The sequence below is a fragment of the Thermostichus sp. OS-CIW-33 genome (genome assembly GCF_054059615.1).
The window spans coordinates 82,053-98,531 of record NZ_JBSSCH010000005.1 but is presented as its reverse complement, the minus strand read 5'-3'; the positions used below and the strand labels follow the sequence as shown (position 1 = coordinate 98,531).

Below are 16,479 nucleotides of genomic sequence, written 5' to 3'. Positions count from 1 at the left end.
CATGGAACTGCAAGCTTTGATTTTCGATGTGGACGGCACGCTGGCGGACACGGAGCGGGATGGTCATCGCGTGGCCTTTAACGCTGCCTTTGCCGAGGCAGGGCTGGACTGGCACTGGTCGGTGGAGCTCTACGGCCAACTCCTGGCCATTACGGGGGGCAAAGAGCGCATTCGCCATTTCGTTGCAACCTGCCAGCCGCCGCTACCCCCTGGTGAAGATTTAAATGCCCTCATTGCCCGGCTGCACCAGGCCAAAACCCGCCACTACACTGCCCTATTGGCCCAAGGGGGGATCCCACTCCGCCCAGGGGTGAAGCGCCTCCTGCAGGAGGCCAGAGCTGCTGGGATCCGCTTGGCCATTGCCACCACCACCACGCCGGAAAATGTAACAGCCCTTTTGGAGCACACACTGCCGGAGAGCCTAAGCTGGTTTGAAGTGATCGCTGCCGGCGATATTGTCCCCGCCAAAAAGCCCGCCCCCGACATCTACTTCTACACCCTGGAACAGATGGGGCTGCCCCCCCAGGCCTGCCTGGCCTTTGAAGACTCGGAGAATGGGCTGCGCTCGGCCCAGCAGGCCGGTATTCCCACTGTGGTGACGGTAAACGACTATACCCGGGATCAGGATTTTTCCGGGGCAGCTTTGGTGTTGGATCACCTGGGGGAGCCTGAGGATCCGTTTCGGGTGTTGGCGGGAACGGTGGGATCCCACCGCTACTTCACCCTGGAGTTGGCCCGACAGATCCATGCTCAAGTTGCCCGGTCTGGAGTGGGAAGCTCATGATGGCGTCAGATCTCCAAGACCTGCGGCAGCGCCTAGAGGCTCATCTGCAGCAAGTGGCCCAGCCCCGGGATCCCGACTGGTCGCCCTTGGGCCATCAGCAGGTGGAGCGCTACATCCAAGAGCAGCTTTCTAAGTGGGGATCCCTGGAGTCCTTCCCCTTTGAGGCCGGTGGCCGCCTGCACCGCAACTGGATCTTGAAATTGCCGGGATCCCGTTCTGGCCGCCAACCCATCCTCATCGGAGCCCACTTTGACGCTGCCCCGGCAACCCCTGGAGCAGACGACAACGCCAGCGGCGTGGCGGTGTTGCTGGAGTTGGCCCGCCATTTTGCTGCCGAGCCGGCTTCTTCTCCGCTGTGGCTGGTGGCCTTTGACCTGGAGGAGCGGGGAATGGTGGGCAGCACAGCCTACGCCCGCTTTCTTAAACAGCAGCGCCAGCCCCTGCGGCTGATGCTCTCTCTGGAGATGCTGGGCTACCGGGATCCCGCCCCCGGATCCCAGGACTATCCCGCCGGCCTTGAGAAGCTTTACCCCAACCGGGGAGATTACATTGGCCTTATTGGCAACTGGCCCACCTGGGGGGATCTGCTCAAGCTGCAGCGTGATTTTCAAAAAGCGGGGATCCCTTGCTGTTGGTTGTTGGCCGGGCAGCGAGGCTTGATCCTACCTGCCACTCGCCTGAGCGACCACTCCCCCTTTTGGGATGCGGGCTACGCCGCCGTTATGGTTACCGACACCGCCTTCTTGCGCAACCCTCACTACCACAAGCCAAGCGACACCCTCGAAACCCTAGATCAAGACTTCCTGACGGGGGTCTGCCAGGGCTTGATGGCCGGGATCCGCTCGCTGTAGCTCTTCCAAACACCACAGTCGTTCAACAACAAGTAGCGTGCGTTAAGTCCTAACTCCCCTCTCTCTGGAAGGAGGCTGGGGGTAAGGGTAGAGTTGGCATCCTCAGTACGGAGATTTCTCCAGGGGGTTCGCGATTCTTCGACTGGATCCTTTGTTGATGAGGGGAGACAATAGACGAGAGTAGTAAGACGAGAGTAGTAGCAGGGAAAAGGTTAAAAAACCTGCCTTGGCACTGTAAAACTCAGCAGGAGATTGCGTATGAGCGCTTTTGCCCAAGCTCCCAAAAAGTGTGTTTCCGCCGCCTTCAAAGAAGAGGGCAAGCTGCAAGAGTGTATCCAGCGGCTTTTGAACCGTGGCATTCCCAACGATTGCATCTCCATTATTGGCCGCAACTTTCAAACCGAAGCCAAAATTACCGGGTTTATCACCCGCAAAGAGGTGGTTCTGGACGGTCTGACCAATGGGGCCATCTATGGATCCCTGTTCGGATCCCTGCTGGGGCTGCTCACTGGCGTGGGGGTGCTGTTCATTCCCTTTTTGGGGGCAGTGGTGGCCGCTGGGCCTCTGGGAGCCGCTTTGTTGGGGGCAACGGGCGGCGCTTTGTACGGAGCACTGGGAGCGGGCCTGGGATCCGCCCTGATTGCCTTGGGTATGCCGCAGGAGAAAGCCGCCATCTACCAAACCCGGGTACAGGCGGGCGAGTTCTTGTTGGTGGTGCAAGTACCGGAAGAGAAGTCGGGCGAAATTTACTTGCTGCTGCAGAGTGCTGGCGGAGAGGAAGTTTCCATTGCCGACTTGAACTTGCCCGGTGAGCCAGAGGGAGACTTAACCCCAGAGAGCATCTCGCCGGAAATCCGCGCTGACCTCTCGGAAGAAGCGCAGCAAACCTTTGTGGAAGCCTACAACCAAGCCAAACAAGAGAGCAATAACTCCGCCCATGCACTCCTCAAAGCTTGGGAAAAGGTCAAGCAAATTTTCACACGAGATGAGAAAGGGATCTTCTCCAAACGCAAGCCCTAGCCCAAAAAGTTTCCGAAGTAGCGAGAGCACAGTAAAGCGCCATCTCGCCGCTCTGCCTGTACGTGTTCTGGGTCTGCTCCAATTTTTTTTTAGCTGCAACCTTATATCCTGAGAATAGCCCGAAAAACTCTAACCTAACCTTGCAGGGGTGAGCCTATGGCTGCGAGTGACTTCAAGGATTATTACAAGATCCTGGGCGTCAGCAGAGATGCCTCTGCCGAGGAAATCAAGCGCGTCTATCGCAAGCTGGCCCGCCAGTATCACCCCGACGTGAACCCCGGCAACAAGGCGGCAGAGGAACGCTTTAAGGAGATCAACGAAGCCTACGAGGTGCTCTCTGATCCAGAGAAGCGGCGGCGCTACGACCAGTTTGGGCAGTACTGGCAGCGGGTGGGTGCCGGCTCTGCGGCTGGAATGCCCGGCATGGAGGGCTTCGCCCAATACGCCAGCTTCGAGGAGTTTATCAACGAGCTGCTGGGCCGTATGGGATCCCGCCGCAGCGGGTTCCAGGGCTTCGCCGGCGGCTTTGGGCCGTTTGTTTCGGTGGATTTGCCGGGGCAGGATGTGGAGGGCACTCTGGGTCTCAGCTGGGCAGAAGCTTTCCACGGCACCCAGAAACGGCTGAACCTAGATGGAGAAACGCTAACTATCCGCATTCCCCCCGGCGCTAAGCCGGGCAGTCGCATCCGCGTCAAGGGCAAAGGCCAGGTCAGCCCCTTTGGCGGGCCAAGAGGGGATCTCTACCTCACTTTGGAGCTGCCCCCCCATCCCTTCTTCCGCTTTGACGGAGACAACCTGCTCTGCGAGCTGCCCATTACTCCTGACGAGGCGGCTTTGGGAGGGACGGCGGAAGTTCCCACCCCTACGGGTCGCGTGCAACTGAGGATCCCTGCCGGGGTAGACAGCGGCCAAACCCTGCGGCTGCGGGGCCAAGGCTGGCGGGATCCCCAAGGCCAGCGGAGCGACCTGCTGGTGCGGCTGAAGGTGGTGGCGCCCAAATCCCTTTCCCAGACCGAACGGGATCTCTACGAAAAGCTGCGGCAAAGCCGTAGCTGGGATCCCCGCGCCCACTTGCAGGAGGTGAGTCTATGAGTTTGGCCATTGTGCGGGTAGAAGAACGGCTCTATACCTTCGAGCAGGCCACGGAACTGCTGGGGATCCCTCCCCACCTGCTGGAATGGCTGCTGGCCCAAGGCTTAGTGGAGGCCGAGAGCAGCTACCTGACCCCCCAACAGCTCAGGCGGTTGTTGCAAATGAGCCGCCTACACCGAGACTTGGGGCTTAACTGGACGGGGGCAGCGATGGTCTTGGACATGGCTCAGGAAATTGCCCGGCTCAGGGGGCAACTGCGCCACTACCGCGGATTTTGAGGCTGCCCAGCCAACCCATCAAGGAGATAAACTTCGATGAACCCTATGGAACAGATCATCCGACGTAGCCAAGTGGTGGGCCTGCTGGCCCTCGATGGCAGCACTGCTACCGCCTTGGGTACCGTAGAAGAAATCTGGGTTGACCCAACAGGGCGGGTATGCTACTTCACCAGCCAGCAGGGGTACACCCCCCTGGAGCAGATTTCTCTCATCGGGCCAGACGCGCTGCTGACCTACTCCACCGTTTTTGCTACCCCCCTAACCCCCATCAGCTCTCTTTACCGTCGCACAGTGCGCATTGGGAATCGAGAGGTCGGCTGGATTGAGGATTTTCTCTTTGACTGGGAGACTGGAGCGATTGCCGCTTATATTCTGGGTGGCAGCATTGCCGAGCCTTGGGGGGGGCGCGCCGTTCTCCTGCCTGAGGATGTGGAAGCCATTGATGTGGACGCGGTGGTGGTTAAGGAGGATGCTCCGCAGCGGCTGAAATCGGAAGCAGAAGGCTTGAAGAACTTTTGGAGCGAAAAATCTCGGCAGGTGAAACAGCTTATCCAGCGCATGGGGGATCGCCTCAAGGCGTTGGTTGGCCCACAGGATCCGCCGGAGGTGGTGCGCGTTAAGGTGAAGCAGGTGCGGGACGAGCTGGCCAAAGGGGGCAAGTTCGATCTCTCCCTACTGGACGAGGCGGCAGAGTTTCTGCAACACAAGTGGGAAACCTGGCAACATCGCCTCAGCCGCGCCGCTCAGCGCATGCAGGCTGCCCTTCAGGCTGCTTGGGAGAAGCTGACCGAATAGCAAAGAATGACTCTGCAACCTCTGGCCTGCGGTCGCCTCAGATGCTGCACATTTGCTTCCCAACTGCTTCCCAACTCCCCTCTTCCTCTGGGAAAGGGGCTGGGGGGCAACAGCATGAGGTGCTTGGGGAGTCCGTCCCACTGCTCGACCGGAACTGTTGCAAGCCAGTCCTCGACCAAACCCAGCTGACGGACGGCGGCTTTTTCGGCTACGATCTAAGATCGCTGTCAATGCTCGGATCAGGTTTCAAGACCCCCGCAGGGCACCTGTACGGCAGGGAGAAAGATGACTTACGCAATTGTGGAAACCGGCGGTAAGCAGCTTTGGGTGGAGCCGGGGCGTTTTTACGAGGTCGATCGCCTGGCGGAAGTGGAGGAGAACAGCCCCTTCGATTTGTCTCGTGTGCTGTTGATCAACCACGAGGGACAAATCACGTTGGGGCATCCCTACGTTTCGGAGGCGGTCGTCAGGGCACGGGTTTTACAGCATCGGCGCGGCGATAAAATCATCGTCTACAAGATGAGGCCAAAGAAAAAGACCCGCAAAAAGAGGGGTCATCGGCAACCGCTGACCCGTCTGCTGATCGAGTCTATTGAACTCAATGGGGTGCCCCTAGCCACGGCACCATCCCGTACGGAAGCGGCTCCAGAGTCTAACCCAGAGGCAGCCCCTTCGGCAGCGGCGACAGGGATCCCTGCGGATGAGGAATAAACTCTGAACTCAGGTGTCCTGAATCCCGATTTTTTTATCTCGTTTCTGTTGATCACGCAGTTGCATAGGAGGCGTCATGGCTCATAAGAAGGGAACGGGCAGCACTCGCAACGGTCGAGATTCCAATGCCAAGCGGCTGGGGGTGAAGCGCTATGGGGGCGAGCTGGTGCATCCCGGCCACATTCTGGTCAGGCAGCGGGGCACCAAGTTTCACCCAGGGGTGAACGTGCGCATCGGCGGCGACGACACCTTGTATTCTGTGGTCACCGGTATTGTGACTTTTGAGCGCTATGGCAAGTGGCGGCAAAAGGTGAGTGTCTACCCAGCTGAGGTGGCTGCCCAGTAGGGAAAGGCCCAGCTTTGAAACTGCCTGGGAGAGTTTCTTCCGCAAGAGAAGATTCTCGCTTCTGTCGACCAAGCTGCTTGCCGGGCTGAAAACTGTCTGCTCCAGAGCAGACAGGGTTTTGCTGTTGCTGATTCCTGAACTTTTTTCGTTCTTGAGGATTGGGGCCAGCCGGAAGAGAAGAGGAGCTAGGGATCCCTGACCACTTAGGGGCGAAAATGGCAAAAGCGTGGAAGGCAGAAAGCTGATGCGGGTGTATTTGTTTCGCTGGGCAGGGTTGCTTCACCTCATTGCCGGGGTGATGTACCTCTACTGGCGACTGACAGCCGGGTTGATGGATTTGGGATCCCTTTTGTTTTGGGGGGCAGAGCTGTATGTTTGGCTGGCAGCGGTGGGCTTCACCCTCAGCCGCTATCCCCAAGTGCCGAGAGAGACGATCCCATCCCCAGAGGTCCTGCGGCGGTCGTTTTTCCAATTGCCGCGGGTGGATGTACTGGTGCTGCGCCAGTGGGATTCTCTGGAGGCAACCCGGCAGACGGTGCTCTCGGCTCTGCACCTCGACTACCCGTGGGAGCGGTTGTTTGTCCACATTGTGGATCGGGTAGAAGATGAGGAGATGGCCAAGGCGGCCCGGGCCATTCCCTGCGAATACTGGGCCTGCCCTAGCCCCACAGCCGACCCCCTGGCTTACGCGATGGGATCCCCTCACATCCAAGGGGAGTATCTGCTCCTGGTGCAGCCGGGCCATTTTCTCGAGCGGGACTTCCTGTGGCAGACCTTGCCCCACTTTTACGACTCGCCGGAGCGGGCTCCCATCGCCAATCGTATCGGGTTTGTGCAGGCGATGCTGCGCACCCTAGGCCAGCCCAGAGCCGTTCACCCACTGCAACAGCTTTTGGCGGTGGGATCCGAAGGGTATCAGGCGGCACCCCTGTTGGGTTCTGGCTGTCTCATCCGGCGCAAGGCTTTGGAAGGGATCCCGCGGATCGACATTCGTCGCCCTGTGCAGTTGGGGTGTCAGATGCACTGCCGCGGCTGGCAGTCTCAATTGGTTCGCCAAACCCAGGTTACGGGTGTTTTGTTGCCCTTGCGCAACCGCCGCGTTGCTTTGCTGGCTTTGTTTTCGGCCTTGAGGGAAAATCCCTTCTGGGGCAAGCCGACCACGCAGCAGCAGCGCTTTCAATACCTGTGGCTGGCCCTCTGGGCTGCCGGTGGGATGGCGGAGCTGGTCTACTTGGCGGTGCCGATGGTCTTTCTCTGCACGGGGTGGATGCCGGTGCCGGCCTTTGACCGGGTCTTCTTCGCGTGGTTTTTGCCTTATGCTCTCCTAGGGCGCATCAGTTGGCTCTTGGCCTTTCCCCCGCATTTGTGGGGGGCAGCTTGGCAGTCGGAACGGCAGACGGGCAGCCAGTTTTTTCAGTCCATCCAGGCGCTGGTGCAAAGTCTGCAGGGAGTGCCCCCCTATCCCGAGCAGCCTTCCCAGCTCTCCTTAGGACCTCAGGCTCTGGCTATTGTGCTGACTTTTCTGGCTATGGGGGTGGGATCCCTGCGTTTTGCCGGCAGTTGGGATCCCTCTTGGCCTGAGCTGCTGTTTGGCTTGGTCTGGGCCTTCTACAACCTGATGATCCTGACGGTGCGCCCCGACGATCACGATTTTGCCGGCTTTGCTTTTCCCAGCAGCAGCGCCGCTGCGGCGACAGAAGAGAGCGCCGACCCATAGGCTGCCAAGCCAAGACAAGTTCATCGCAAAACCAAATCCCCACATCCATTCAGCTGCTGCATGGATGAAATGGCAGGCTGCCGCGGCAGATGGTGGGCAAACGCTATGCTGTGAGAAGTGTAGGATAAGTGGATCGGCACAGGTTGTCTCCAACTCTCCGGGGAGGTGTACCGGTGGAGAGGGGGGATCCCTGGCCAAGTCGCCCCTCCTGTTTGCAGGATTGAACGCGGTCTTCTAGGTTCAGAACGACACACCTGTGGAGTCAGAGAGACCCCCCCTTCGACTGCTCCCCCTGGGTACGGATCCCTGGCAGCAGGGCTGTGCCTATTGGCTGGAGATGGGATCCCACCGTTTGCTTCTCGATTGTGGGTTGCCCGCTCCTGCTCTCTTTAAGGCTCTGCCAGGGATCCCGGATGCGGTAATCTGCAGCCATGCTCACTTTGACCATGTGCAAGGGCTACCTGCTTTTCATCGTCGTTACCCTCAGGTACCTCTCTACGCCACGCCGGTGACTGCTCATTTGGCCGCTGGTCTGTGGGAGTGTGGCGTTTGGCCAGGCTACGACCGGGACATTCGCTTTCCCCCCTTTCGGGCGCTGCCTTTGGGCCGGGCGCGAGAGATTTTGCCCCATCTGATGCTCACTTTCTTTGCGGCTGGGCATCTGCCGGGAGCGGCGGCAACCCTGCTGCAAAATACCCAGGCAACCCTGCTGCAAAATACCCAAACCACTCCGGCCCAAGCCTGCGTGTACACGGGCGACTGTTCCCTGGCCTCAACTCGCTTTGCCCCCGGCTTGGATCTCATTGCTTTGCGCCACTGGCAGCCGGACGTGTTGCTCATCGAGGCTTCGCTGGGATCCACCCGCCATCCACCCCGTCGTCACCTGGAAAATCGCCTGGTGGAGCGGTTGCTCAGCGCCTTGGAAGCGGGGCAAACGGTGCTGTTTCCCCTGCCAGTGTTGGGGTTGGGGCAGGAGCTGATCTTTCTCCTCAAAGCCCACCACCGCTTTACCCAAGCCCCCCAAGATCTCAAGATATGGGTGGCGCCGGGGCTGGCGGCAGGCTGCAATCTCTACGAGCGCTTGCTCACCTACCTGCCGGAGCCGGTGCGCAATTTCGCCACCTACCAGCCCTTGTTCTGGGAAGACCGCCTGCAGCCGCGGGTTCAGCCCCTTACCGAAGCGGATCCTCTGCCCCAAGGCTTGCTGCTGTGCGACGCCGATGCCGGGCCTGAGGCTTGGGATCCAATTTGGTCGAGGTTGTTGGCCCAACCGCAGCGCTCCTGTCTGCTGGTGCGGCTGCCGGAAGTGGAGCTGGCCACCCCATTTGAGCGTTGGCCGGCGCCGCTGCGCTCCCGCATTGCCGTTGAATGGATAACCTGGCACAGCCACAACGATGTCGGGCATCTCACCCAGATCATCCACACCTTTCGCCCCCAGCATTTGGTCTTGGTTCACGCCGACCCCAAGCAGGCTCAGGATCTGGCGGATCTGCCGGAGCTGTGCAATCGCTACCATGTCCACTGCCCCCAGCCCGGACATTGGCTGGAGCTACCCGACGGCCGCCTGCAAACCCCGGTCAAGCTCCCGGATTCTCCTGCCGAGGTCACGGATCCCGCTGTGCGCTACGAGGGGGAGGTGGAAGAAGTTTGGCAGGAGCAGGGCTCGCCGCGGGCTTTGGCGGGGGTACAGGTGCGTCTGCCGCCCCAGATCACCCAGGATCCCCGTTGGCTGGCCTGGGCCGATACCGGCCTGGTGGAAGCCCGCTGGCAGGGATCCGAACTGGTGCTGCGCGGCCTTTCTCCACGGGAGCTGATCCGCCCGGCAGAGGCTGCCCCTTCTCCAGCAGGGATCGTGCCGCGTCCAAAACAGCCTTCTGTATCCAGTCATCACGGTGGCAAAAAGTGCCAAAATTGTCGCTTTGCCCGCCAGATCTTGACTTCCCAAGCCCAAGCCTTTCGCTGTGATCAGGAGCGTTCCCCCCTCTACCGCCTCAGGGTGGATCCCCAGGGGAGCTGCCCCTACCATCAGCCGCAGGAGATCCGCTCTTCCGGTTAGCCGTCAAGCCACGGCAGCCCAAAGGCTAGAATGGGGCAAGTCCCGGTGCCAACCATGCTTGAGCAAGACTTCTGGGCAAATCATCGCCGTGGGCCGGTCGGATCCCTGGAGCGCCCAGCCGAGGCCTTGGCTGCGGCCAGCCCGCCCGTAGTGCAGATGGTTGGGGTGAACAAAGTCTATCCACTGCCGGAGGGCAGTTTTCAGGCCCTCTACGATATCGACTTGGCGATCCAGCCGGGAGAGTATTGCGCCATTATGGGGCCCTCTGGATCCGGCAAATCCACCCTGATGAACCTCATCGGCTGCTTGGATCGGCCCAGCTCAGGGCGCTACTGGCTGGATGGGGTGGAAGTTTCCACCCTGACCGATCGCGATTTGGCCCACATTCGCAACCAAAAAATCGGCTTTGTCTTCCAGCAGTTCCATCTCCTGCCCGTCCTGACAGCGCTGGAGAACGTCATGCTGCCCTTGGCCTATGCTGGGATCCCGGAGCCGGAGCAACGCCGGCGGGCCAAGCAAGCCCTAGAACAAGTGGGCTTGGGGAGCAAACTGCAGCAGCGTCCGGCCCAACTCTCCGGCGGCCAGCAGCAGCGGGTGGCGATTGCTCGTGCCATTGTCAACCGACCCCAACTGTTGCTGGCTGATGAGCCGACTGGGGCTCTGGATAGCCATACCGGCCAGGAAGTGCTGAACCTTTTTGCGGAGCTCCACCGGCAGGGCATCACCCTGGTCGTGGTCACCCATGACCTTGAAGTAGCCCAGGCCGCCCAGCGCATTATCCGGGTTGGAGATGGCCGTTTGCTGGATTGAGAGGGATCCGCCTGGGGGCAGTTGGGTTCAGGAGAGTTCCCAGTTGCGGTGAACTGGCGTGCCGGATGGATCCCTGGCCTCACTTTGGGTGAAGGTCGAAGGGAATGTCTTAAACGGGCATGGGATAACCCTATCTAGGATGGCCCAGCTTGGGCTACTCTAAACGCAACTGAGGGCTTGGGAAGAGGATCCGTCCATGAAACTGATCGAAGATATCATCCGGTTTTTGGAAACCCGCCTGGAAGAATTTCTCAGGGCCCACCCTGAGATCGAGCTGCAAGCCCTCGATGAGCAGTTGCGCCAGCAGGAATCCGATACCCTGCGGCTGTTGCAGGAAAGCCGCGCCCAAGAGGAAGCTCTCCAAAAAAGCATTCTCAACTTGGCTGAGGAGATCAAAACCTGGCACTTTCGCATTGAGAAGGCGCAGCGGGCCAATCGCCCCGATCTAGCCGAAGGAGCGCGACGCCGGGAAGCTGAGCTGTTGGAGAGGGGCAGCCAGCTATGGAGTCAAATGAAGGCCCAAAAGGAGAAAATCCAACAAATGGAAGCGCTGCTGCCGCAAATTCGCCAGCGCCGCCAAGAGGTGAAGACCAAGCTGCAGGAGGTAAAAGCCGCACAAGCCAAAGGCGTTGACAGCCCGGACTTGGGTTTCAGCCCTTGGGGAAAACCTTCCGAGGCTTGGGATGAATTGGAAGAGCAATTTCGTCAGCTAGAGGTGGAAAACGAATTGAATGACACGAAGAGGAAGGTGCGGGAACAGCAGCGGCGGTAACAGCCTGACCCAAAATCTTGTTAGTTTGCTAATGTTGAATCCAGTCGCAACAGCCAAAATCGAGCTGGGCGGAACTTGTGATTTAAGCCCTTGGTCTCAAGAGCCATAGCCACATCATTTCCAGAACTTTCTCTGGCACCGACCGGGAAGAAAAGTCTCTCCTCTCCCCCAAGAGTGATACGCTATTGGGCATGAATGAGTTGTATCTGAATCACCCCACATTTGGTCTGCTCTACAGCCTGTGTCAGGTCGACGAAAATCAGGCTCTCTTCACCACTCTCTACGCCCAAAGGCTCTTTTTTCGGGTTTACTTCAGGCCGCCGGATAACAGCGGGGATCCTGCTGCCATGGAGGAGTTGGTCTTCGATCCGATTAGCCGTAATGAGGCTCGCCAGCTCATCGAAGAGCAAATGCGCCTGCTGCGCCGTGCTGCCCGCCAAGATGAGCTAGAACAATTGCAGTTGATCTACAAGCAAACCTTTTCCTGAAAGAGGGTTTTCTGAAGGTCTTGCAGGGCTCAGGACGAGGGTTTTGTTCCTCAGATAAGATAGCCACCTAAAACTGAGACAGAAAGCGCAGGTCGCTGGTATAAAACAGGCGGATATCCTGAATGCCGTGGAGGAGCATGGCCATCCGCTCAATGCCGATCCCTGCCGCAAATCCGGTGTAGCGCTCCGGGTCGTAGCCCACCGCTTGAAATACATTGGGATCCACCATGCCGCAGCCGAAGATTTCCAGCCATTTCGAGCCAAAGCGCACGTCCATCTCAGCAGAAGGCTCGGTAAAGGGAAAATAGCTGGGCCGAAAGCGGGTTTCTCGCTTGCCCAATAGGCGGGTGATGAAAGTGTTGAGGGTGCCCTTCAGGTCGGAAAAGGTGAGGTTCTCGCCCACCGCCAAAATTTCCATCTGGTGAAACACAGCGGAGTGGGTGGCATCCACGGTATCGCGGCGCATCACCCGACCGGCATGCACAATGCGCAGCGGCGGCTGGTGTTGCTCCATGTAGCGCACCTGCACCGAGGAGGTTTGGGTACGCATCAGGTAGCCATTGGCCAGGTAGAGGGTATCCTGCATATCCCGCGCCGGATGGTCGGCAGGGGTGTTGAGAGCCTCGAAGTTGTAGTACTCCGTCTCGAGCTCAGGCCCATGCACCACGGTGTAGCCCATTCCCACAAAGATATCGAGCATGCGGTCGATGGTGGCCTGCAGCGGATGGATCCGCCCCAGAGGCCGACGGGGCCCGGGCATAGTGACATCCAGGCGCTCTGCTTCTAAGCGGGCCAGCAGTTGAGCTTCGCCAAGGGCCTGTTTGCGCTGCTCCAGGCTGGATTGGAGAGCTTCTTTGAAGGTGTTGGCCAAAGCGCCGATGGCAGGCCGTTCTTCTGGGGGCAGCTTCCCCATTCCCCCCAAGATTTTGGAGAGCTTACCTTTCTTGCCCAGGTAGTCGATGCGGATCTGTTCCAGAGCCTCCAGACCGTCAGCTTGTTCCACTTGGGCGAGGGCCTCGCTTTGCAGGGTGAGAAGCTGTTGGCGAAGCGTGTCTTTTTCGTCTTGCATGGGGCCGATTCCAAGGGCAGAAGGGATCCCTGGGGTTGTGAGGAGTCCCTACAAAGGTATCACAGGAGGGAGCTCGGTCGCGCCTTTGCATCCGATGGGGTTGGTCGGCAGCAGGGGGAACCCTTTTGGGGAACTAGCTCTGAGGCGCCGAATCTGGCAACAGACACCCCAGAGCGTCACACCCTGCCGGTCCCTCTGCTGCCAAGGTAAAGTTGCGGTCGTAGCGGGCCAGGGCCGCGAAGAAGTTATCTGTCCGCCGTCTCTTTTTGACCTCGGCCACCAGTCGTTCGTAGGTGGGCTTGTCGATTTTCTCAAAAGGCAGGCGGGGGAAGGGGGCATCGAAGCGGGCCAGCAGCGCTGCGCTGATGTAGCCCTCGTCGTCGCGGATGGCTTCGTAGATACGGGATCCCAGAGCTTCCACCTCGTCCTCCCGCAGCTCGATGGTGGCGGAGGTGTTGTGGGTGGTGTAGTACTTCTGAACCTGCATATAGAAGTCAAACTGGGCCAGGGCCGAGAATTGCTCGATCTCGATCTGGCCAGCACCGGGCAGGTTGGCCCATTCTACTTCCACAGGCAGTTCCACCAGCCATTCGGTACAGCGGGGATCAAAGGGGTCGTTGAGCAAGTTCCCGTTTTCATCTTTGTCCGCCTGAGCAGGTACCACCGAGTAGCCATAGTCCAGACAGGCCAGCGCCACCGGGTCATTTTTGGCAAAGGTGATGCGGCGGATGTAGCGTTGGGCTTTGGGCGGGTGCCAGCCGGGAGAGGCGTTGGTGAGCAGCGACTTGGTGCCGGCGGGCTGAACCGTGGTGCAGCGGTTGGGGCGGCGCAGGCTGTGGCGGTCGCAGTAGTCCCAGACCACGCGGTGGACGATCTCCTTCCAGCGGCTGAGGTATTCCCGCTCCTGCTGCTTGAATTCCTTCCCGATGGGGGTATCGGGTCTCCCTTCCTGCCACCAGCGCAGCCATTCAACCCCAAAGGCTTTGACGCAAAAGTCGAACAGGCCTGTGAACGAGACGCCGACAATGGGATCCCATTCCCGCGAGCGCTGGAAGCGAGGTTCCACAAAGTGGTGGTGGAGCAGAGCTGCCACCGTGAGGGCTCCCGCCGTGAAGGCGTCTTCCTGCTCCTGCCAGTTCTGGGGATCCAGCCGGTTGAGGTGGATCTCGGCCAGATTGCAGTGGAAGTCGAATCCGATGATCTCGCCGCAGTTGTGGACGACTAGCCCGTTTGCATCAAAGCAGCTGGGGCCGGGCACGGTGCAGTCATAGACCGGTTCCACCCCGTCAGGCTCCAGCGCTGCAACCGTGACGGCAAACCGCTCTCGGTTAAGCCGGGGCTGATAGCTGCCCAGCAGTTCGCCTAGCTTCTGGGCTTTGCGGGGTTCGCGGAAGCCCACTACTGCTTGAAACTGGTGCAGGTTGTCCTTAGTGATAACCAGCTCGTGAGCGATAACCAGCTCGTGCTGCGCGGCTGGCTGGCGCTGGCTGGCGGGCAGCAGGTGATATCCAGCGGGACGGATGGCCGAGACAATCCCCAGGCGGGCAAGCATGCGCTGCACGGCTTTGAGGGTGTCCAGGTTGCTTTGGGAGAGCCGCACGCTAAGCCCCTGCACGCTGCCATCGGCATCAAACAGGCCGCACAAGAAGCCGCGGTGGAAATCGCAGCTGGTGGCCTCGACTGCCGCAGTCATTTCTTTCTGTCCTAGAGCTATGCCGAACTTGGCCGCCAGTCTTGCCAAGCCGGTGGAATGGATAACCCGACACTTCAGCTCAGGGTGATACCAGGTCTCTGGCCGGCGAGGTTCGCACCCCACCGCAGTTTGCAACCGCTGAACCGCATATGGGTTCATCTCGTCTTGGGTATCCTGCCAGTGGCGCAATACAGCTGTGTCGTTCCACTGGGTCGTCGCAAGGCTGCCGTTGCCCAACCAATTCCCCAGGAGCCAGCCTTCCTCCCAGGTTCCCTCACCATCCCACGGGGTTAGATGGCGATGGTTGTGCAGCAGGATGCGGTCGCCCGGGCGCAGGTCTTCTGCCGGCACCCATTCGGTGTACTGTGCCTTTGGGGTCTGGGCGATGACCTTGAGAACCCGATGGTTGCCTGTCAGCCGCAGAGAAAACCCCTCCTCGGTCAACAGCTTGAGCACGGGCTTGGTGCCAGAGTAGAAGAACCCGGCTGGCGTGGTGCTGAATAGCTCGCCGTTGACATAGGTGCTGTGCTGCTTGCCGATAAGGTCTTTCACCTGGCGCGGGCCGTCGCCGGTATGGATCCAGGTGTCGGCCGTAACGCAGGGGTTCAGCCCGTACCGTTGTACCCTATGCCATGCCGGGGGTTGGAGGAACGGAGAGTCGGTAGCTGCCTGCCGCTCTTCTATCCAGCGTCCGGCTCCCTCTGGCCCCTGCGAGGCATAGACGTCGAGGAACTCCCGCTTGAGCTCTGGGGTGTTGAGCAGGTCGGCGTTGGCCCGCGCTACAGCTTCCCCGGCCCACTGGATGGCGCCCTCACCGGAGTAAAACTGCTTGCGCACGGCCTCAATACATTCTTCCCGCGTCGGCTTGCGGTGAAACACCCGCGTGTGGTTGGCCATGCGCAGGGCATCTCGCTCGGGATCAATTCTCCAGTTGCCGTTTTCGTCCTGCTGCCAGAGGTTGTCTTTGGCGGTGGATCCCAGCTGGTCGTCGGCAGCAAACTGACGAATGCCAGCGCTACGACGAATGTTTCCCGCCACCACCACCACCGCCGCCTCGTCGATGAGCAAACAGCACTCCACCGAGTTCAGTTGCCGACCTACCGCCCTGTTGAGGATGGCGGCACAGCGCTCGTACAAGCCGGGCAGCTTAATGGGGTTGGCTACGCCCCCAAACCCTTTCAGCCGCTCCCCAGCCGGGCGGACATCGCTCAAGTCCACTGTCACTTCCACCTGGCCCCCAAAGCTGGGATCCGACGCCAGCTCCAGCAGCGCTTGGTAGGACTCCACCCAGCCGCGGCGGCTGTCCCCCACCTGGATGTGCACCTGGGATCCCTGCCGTTGGATGCGGGTGTGCTCCTGCCGCTCTTCGGGAGGGGTGGTGCCGATGGATCCCTTCACGTGAACCCGCAGGCGGTTGACAATGGGGGGCAACTGGCGGATGAACTGGGGTTCCAGCACCGCTCCCGTGCCGCAGCCCATCATGGCCAGATCCATCATCAGGCCAAAGGCCCGCCAGTCCACCACCGCCAAACTGGTGCAGTTGTAGGCACCGGAGAAGTTTTCCGGCTTCTGGATCCAGTCGGTGCCCATCACCCACAAGGCTCGACCGGAGATCAACGCCTTCAACTGCCGCTGCATGCGCTCTACGAGCTCCCGCTCCTGAGGGGTGAAGCGCCCCAACCGGGCAATATCGGCCAAGGTGCGATCGCAAACCTCGCTCCAAGTCTCGCGGCTGCCATCTGGGCGGCGACGGCTGTAGGTGCGGTAGAACACCGGGCTGGCCGCCGGGGCTGTGGCCGGAAACTCGCCTGGAGGCGCGGCTCCCATCGTCTGGGCGGGATCAAGTCCCTGTACTTCTTTGCTCTGTTCGCCTGAGCGGGACGAAGTCCACACCATAGCCACACCTCTTCTGCAAAGCTCGGTAGTTCCGACTCTTGAGCGCCGGTTGGCAACCCCGCCGACCCAATGCCCAACCACGTTATCACAATCTTCAGGGA

The 16,479-nt window shown here is 60.0% G+C and carries 15 protein-coding genes; 13 read left to right on the top strand and 2 right to left on the bottom strand.

Going from position 1 to position 16,479, the window contains the following annotated elements:
• Position 1: 1 nt before the first annotated feature.
• From ACVWZG_RS05260 to ACVWZG_RS05200, 13 genes are all read left to right on the top strand, one after another.
• Complete coding sequence (locus ACVWZG_RS05260) at positions 2-784, top strand: HAD family hydrolase (protein ID WP_457405269.1); 783 nt, start codon at positions 2-4, stop codon at positions 782-784.
• Positions 781-1,635, top strand: coding sequence for a M28 family peptidase (locus ACVWZG_RS05255; RefSeq protein ID WP_457405266.1), 855 nt, complete (start codon positions 781-783; stop codon positions 1,633-1,635). Before ACVWZG_RS05260 ends, ACVWZG_RS05255 begins: the two co-directional genes overlap by 4 nt.
• A gap of 258 nt (positions 1,636-1,893) precedes the next feature.
• Positions 1,894-2,655 carry a ChaB family protein gene (locus ACVWZG_RS05250; protein WP_457405263.1) on the top strand — a complete coding sequence of 254 codons (762 nt, stop codon included), beginning with the start codon at positions 1,894-1,896 and terminating at the stop codon, positions 2,653-2,655.
• Between the two features lie 156 nt (positions 2,656-2,811).
• Entirely contained in the window at positions 2,812-3,747 is a 936-nt protein-coding gene (locus ACVWZG_RS05245; protein WP_414381340.1) for a DnaJ C-terminal domain-containing protein, read from the top strand.
• Positions 3,744-4,025, top strand: a complete 282-nt coding sequence (locus ACVWZG_RS05240) for a chaperone modulator CbpM (RefSeq protein WP_011432385.1) — start codon at positions 3,744-3,746, stop codon at positions 4,023-4,025. Before ACVWZG_RS05245 ends, ACVWZG_RS05240 begins: the two co-directional genes overlap by 4 nt.
• A gap of 45 nt (positions 4,026-4,070) precedes the next feature.
• Positions 4,071-4,820 (top strand): photosystem reaction center subunit H, encoded by a 750-nt coding sequence (locus tag ACVWZG_RS05235; RefSeq protein WP_041436253.1) that lies wholly within the window; start codon positions 4,071-4,073, stop codon positions 4,818-4,820.
• 285 nt (positions 4,821-5,105) lie between these two features.
• A complete protein-coding gene (gene rplU / locus ACVWZG_RS05230; RefSeq protein ID WP_011432383.1) occupies positions 5,106-5,531 on the top strand; it encodes a 50S ribosomal protein L21 in 426 nt (141 codons plus the stop codon).
• Positions 5,532-5,607: 76 nt separating this feature from the next.
• Positions 5,608-5,877, top strand: a complete 270-nt coding sequence (gene rpmA / locus ACVWZG_RS05225; RefSeq protein ID WP_011432382.1) for a 50S ribosomal protein L27 — start codon at positions 5,608-5,610, stop codon at positions 5,875-5,877.
• 226 nt (positions 5,878-6,103) lie between these two features.
• Positions 6,104-7,594 (top strand): cellulose synthase, encoded by a 1,491-nt coding sequence (locus tag ACVWZG_RS05220; RefSeq protein ID WP_457405261.1) that lies wholly within the window; start codon positions 6,104-6,106, stop codon positions 7,592-7,594.
• 256 nt (positions 7,595-7,850) lie between these two features.
• The gene (locus tag ACVWZG_RS05215; RefSeq protein ID WP_457405259.1) at positions 7,851-9,650 is read left to right on the top strand and encodes an MBL fold metallo-hydrolase; all 1,800 of its coding nucleotides are present in this window, start codon (positions 7,851-7,853) and stop codon (positions 9,648-9,650) included.
• Positions 9,651-9,704: 54 nt separating this feature from the next.
• Entirely contained in the window at positions 9,705-10,460 is a 756-nt protein-coding gene (locus ACVWZG_RS05210; protein ID WP_414421397.1) for an ABC transporter ATP-binding protein, read from the top strand.
• A 196-nt stretch (positions 10,461-10,656) separates the two neighbouring features.
• Positions 10,657-11,232: a TIGR04376 family protein gene (locus ACVWZG_RS05205; protein WP_414419458.1), complete on the top strand. Its 576-nt coding sequence runs from the start codon at positions 10,657-10,659 to the stop codon at positions 11,230-11,232.
• Between the two features lie 191 nt (positions 11,233-11,423).
• Complete coding sequence (locus tag ACVWZG_RS05200) at positions 11,424-11,720, top strand: PipX family protein (protein WP_011432377.1); 297 nt, start codon at positions 11,424-11,426, stop codon at positions 11,718-11,720.
• A 67-nt stretch (positions 11,721-11,787) separates the two neighbouring features.
• Here the strand turns inward: ACVWZG_RS05200 and pheS are convergent, their stop codons facing one another.
• Both pheS and nrdJ read right to left on the bottom strand, forming a co-directional pair.
• Positions 11,788-12,789: a phenylalanine--tRNA ligase subunit alpha gene (gene pheS, locus ACVWZG_RS05195; RefSeq protein ID WP_011432376.1), complete on the bottom strand. Its 1,002-nt coding sequence runs from the start codon at positions 12,787-12,789 to the stop codon at positions 11,788-11,790.
• Between the two features lie 133 nt (positions 12,790-12,922).
• Positions 12,923-16,309 carry a ribonucleoside-triphosphate reductase, adenosylcobalamin-dependent gene (gene nrdJ, locus ACVWZG_RS05190; protein WP_457405380.1) on the bottom strand — a complete coding sequence of 1,129 codons (3,387 nt, stop codon included), beginning with the start codon at positions 16,307-16,309 and terminating at the stop codon, positions 12,923-12,925.
• Positions 16,310-16,479: the final 170 nt, after the last annotated feature.

Bases quoted from the DNA above. Each gene is read 5' to 3' on its own strand.
- pheS (WP_011432376.1), bottom strand. From the start codon at position 12,789: ATGCAAGACGAAAAAGACACGCTTCGCCAACAGCTTCTCACCCTGCAA.
- ACVWZG_RS05235 (WP_041436253.1), top strand. From the start codon at position 4,071: ATGGAACAGATCATCCGACGTAGCCAAGTGGTGGGCCTGCTGGCCCTC.
- ACVWZG_RS05245 (WP_414381340.1), top strand. From the start codon at position 2,812: ATGGCTGCGAGTGACTTCAAGGATTATTACAAGATCCTGGGCGTCAGC.
- rplU (WP_011432383.1), top strand. From the start codon at position 5,106: ATGACTTACGCAATTGTGGAAACCGGCGGTAAGCAGCTTTGGGTGGAG.
- ACVWZG_RS05205 (WP_414419458.1), top strand. From the start codon at position 10,657: ATGAAACTGATCGAAGATATCATCCGGTTTTTGGAAACCCGCCTGGAA.
- ACVWZG_RS05260 (WP_457405269.1), top strand. From the start codon at position 2: ATGGAACTGCAAGCTTTGATTTTCGATGTGGACGGCACGCTGGCGGAC.
- ACVWZG_RS05240 (WP_011432385.1), top strand. From the start codon at position 3,744: ATGAGTTTGGCCATTGTGCGGGTAGAAGAACGGCTCTATACCTTCGAG.
- rpmA (WP_011432382.1), top strand. From the start codon at position 5,608: ATGGCTCATAAGAAGGGAACGGGCAGCACTCGCAACGGTCGAGATTCC.
- ACVWZG_RS05210 (WP_414421397.1), top strand. From the start codon at position 9,705: ATGCTTGAGCAAGACTTCTGGGCAAATCATCGCCGTGGGCCGGTCGGA.
- ACVWZG_RS05200 (WP_011432377.1), top strand. From the start codon at position 11,424: ATGAATGAGTTGTATCTGAATCACCCCACATTTGGTCTGCTCTACAGC.
- ACVWZG_RS05250 (WP_457405263.1), top strand. From the start codon at position 1,894: ATGAGCGCTTTTGCCCAAGCTCCCAAAAAGTGTGTTTCCGCCGCCTTC.
- ACVWZG_RS05255 (WP_457405266.1), top strand. From the start codon at position 781: ATGATGGCGTCAGATCTCCAAGACCTGCGGCAGCGCCTAGAGGCTCAT.
- nrdJ (WP_457405380.1), bottom strand. From the start codon at position 16,309: ATGGGAGCCGCGCCTCCAGGCGAGTTTCCGGCCACAGCCCCGGCGGCC.